Here is a 2,780-nt window from a genome sequence, read left to right as displayed (position 1 = left end):
TGAAAGAGCTTTAGATGCAGGAGTAACAGCCACTCATGTGTTAATGGATTCTTGGTTCACACATCAGCCTCTAATTCAATCCATCGTAGATTTAGGGCTTGACGTGATTGTTCATGGGTCGGACTTGTCCCGGGTCATAACGAGAGTGCGGGTAAACGTAAGTCCTCTAAATCTCGTAAAGGAAACAAATACCTTCGATCCGCTCTCACGGAGATCGCTCATTCGATCCTCACCATTGCCTACTATGTATTAACGAAAAAAGAAAAATACAAGGAACTCGGAGCAGACTACTTTGAAAGACGTCAGGAAGATGTCATCGTTAAAAAGACGGTTCGTAAGCTGGAGAGTCTAGGTTATACCGTCACCTTGTCCACCCCACAAGCCTCCTAAAACTGCTCATTCCTACGATCCTTCAGGGTAGCATTAAAAAGTGAATTAAAATCTTAATTAATAATTTGAAATTTCTATTAGATTACCGTCAGGATCTCTTATATAAACAGATGTTATCGGAGCTAATGCACCTGTTCTTTTTACAGGACCTTCTTCAATTGGTACTCCGCAATCACCTAAGTGATGAATCACATCTGACATTTGGACATCGGTTATAAAACATAGATCAGCACTGCCAGACATAGGTATTTTTGCTTTTGGTTCGAACTCATTACCTACTTCATGTAGGTTTATTTTCTGCTGTCCAAATTGTAGTGCCTTTCTCCCCTCTCCAAAAGTTATAACTTCCATTCCTAATACTCGGTTATAAAAATCACATGTTTTATTAATATTCTTTACAGTCAAAACCAAATGATCCAATCGATTGATGTTTATTGTGATCATCCCCTTTTTACGATTAATCCCCTAAAGTTAATAATACTACTTGCTATTCAACAATCCTCCTTTCAATAAAAAATAAAAGACTGCTCCGAAGCAGCCTTCCTGCACTATAGATCCTCGTTAGCGGGATAAGTTCATCTATGACCAACTTTTTGCATGTTTCAAAGTAATATCAATAAACTCCGATAAGGCTGGAGAAATCCACTTGTTTTTGTGATAAGCCACTTGAGAGAAAATTTTTTTAAAGCCTCCGTCACAGGGAATTATCTTTAACTTTTCTTGATTGATTTCATCATTTACTGTCATTAAAGGTAAACAAGCAATACCAAGCCCACTAATTACACATCGTTTGATTGCTTCAATACTCCACAGCTCCATAATTTGAGAAGACGCAATCCCTCGCTCTTCTAGGTATTTTTCAAATGTGGGATGGATGTCCACAAGGACACTATTACTGCATGTATCATGACACCAGAAGGAAAGGAGATTCAAACGTATTCGACTAAAACTGTTTTTCTATTACAGTTAGTGGACTGGATTAAGCAACATGGATGTACCCATGTTGCGATGGAGAGTACAGGTGTTTATTGGAAACCGATTGTTAATTTACTAGAAGCTGAAGACATTGAATTTTTAGTTGTGAATGCCCCGCATATGAAAGCCGTTCCAGGACGTAAAACCGATGTGAAGGATGCGGAATGGATTTGCCAACTTTTTCGTCATGGACTTCTCCGAGCTAGTTATATCCCGGATCGAAATCAACGAGAACTACGGGAGCTTGTTCGTTATCGTCGGAGTATCATTGAGGAGCGTGCTGGACAACATAATCGGATCCAAAAAGTATGAGAAGGAGCGAATATCAAACTGGGCTCTGTTGTTTCCGATATCATGGGGGTGTCATCTAAAAAAATGCTTCGTGCTATAGCCAAAGGTGAAGATGATCCTGAAATACTAGCAAACTTTGCTCAACGCACGTTGAAACGAAAAAAAGATGAACTTGAACTTGCTCTTAAGGGCTATGTATGCCCTCACCAACGCCTGATGATCAAAACCATTATAACGCACATCGATTTTCTAACGGAGCAAATTGAACTGCTAGATTAAGAAGTCGCAGAGAGAATAAAAAGTTGTTTCAGGATGAATGGACATTAAACACTTTTTTTTGCAGTCAAAGAACTTTTCTTAAAAAATTGACCTCATTCCTGAATAAAAAATATCCCAACCTTTCCTCTTTACTTCATTTAAATGTGGAAAAAGGCGAACGGGAATGGATATTTTGGTTAGAAGAAAATGGGACGGAAACTAAAGAAAATAGGTATCGTGTTTTATTAGGGAAATCCTACTTCCAACATAGAGCCATAGCTAATTTTTTTCGATTAATTCAATCCTCTCTATTTGAACTAACAGATACTCGTGAGGAATGGGACAAGGATCGTTGGGATGTTCGAATCCTCCATAAGAAATATGGGATTGATTACATTAAAAGTCAGAACCGGAATTGGATTGATTTTTCGAAGATTGAGATACAAAATGTACGAGAACAAGTGAAAAAGTATACCAAACATCGACTGCTAAGTAAAAGTAACTTTTCATGGAGTACAGCTGTTACCTACATAACCCAACTGTCGTCATTTCTTACCTTCATCTTTTCAATTGAACCAACATGGAGAGATTTGAAGGCTTTAAAACGATTTCATATCCTACAATACCTCGAATGGATACATGAATATGCTCAGAATAACCTAAAAAATAAAAATGCACATCCTGAAAGATATATTTCATATAATTTGAAAGCCGTCCAGGTAATCCTAGGAGATATGCAACGGTATGAATATGACATTGCACCTGAAACTTATGTCAAGCTGTTGATTTTCCCGGAGGATATACCGAAGCAAAAGAAGAAATCTATCGACCAAATTGATTATATTCCTGACTATGTATTAGAGCAG

General features: G+C 37.8%; 2 protein-coding genes and 3 pseudogenes. 3 read left to right on the top strand and 2 right to left on the bottom strand.

What is annotated here, in order from left to right; all coding sequences use genetic code 11:
* Positions 1–108: 108 nt before the first annotated feature.
* Positions 109–390: pseudogene (locus tag ACGLXV_RS23960) on the top strand (transposase); the annotation flags it as partial.
* Between the two features lie 57 nt (positions 391–447).
* Here ACGLXV_RS23960 and ACGLXV_RS23955 read toward each other — a convergent pair.
* Both ACGLXV_RS23955 and ACGLXV_RS23950 read right to left on the bottom strand, forming a co-directional pair.
* The gene (locus ACGLXV_RS23955) at positions 448–834 is read right to left on the bottom strand and encodes a VOC family protein (RefSeq protein WP_391560601.1); all 387 of its coding nucleotides are present in this window, start codon (positions 832–834) and stop codon (positions 448–450) included.
* Between the two features lie 135 nt (positions 835–969).
* Positions 970–1,272, bottom strand: coding sequence for a LysR substrate-binding domain-containing protein (locus ACGLXV_RS23950; RefSeq protein WP_391560600.1), 303 nt, complete (start codon positions 1,270–1,272; stop codon positions 970–972).
* Between ACGLXV_RS23950 and ACGLXV_RS23945 the strand changes: the two are divergent.
* Both ACGLXV_RS23945 and ACGLXV_RS23940 read left to right on the top strand, forming a co-directional pair.
* A pseudogene (locus ACGLXV_RS23945) lies at positions 1,261–1,932 on the top strand (IS110 family RNA-guided transposase); the annotation flags it as partial. The gene ACGLXV_RS23950 and the pseudogene ACGLXV_RS23945 overlap by 12 nt on opposite strands.
* Positions 1,933–1,958: 26 nt before the next feature.
* Positions 1,959–2,780 (top strand): annotated as a pseudogene (locus tag ACGLXV_RS23940) (tyrosine-type recombinase/integrase); the annotation flags it as partial.

Source organism: Robertmurraya sp. (assembly GCF_036676585.1).
In the GTDB taxonomy this organism is placed as follows: domain Bacteria; phylum Bacillota; class Bacilli; order Bacillales; family Cytobacillaceae; genus Robertmurraya_A.
This window is presented reverse-complemented; position numbering and strand designations above follow the sequence as displayed.

Excerpts from the sequence above, each read along its gene's own strand:
- ACGLXV_RS23955 (WP_391560601.1), bottom strand. The coding sequence starts at position 834 with ATGATCACAATAAACATCAATCGATTGGATCATTTGGTTTTGACTGTA.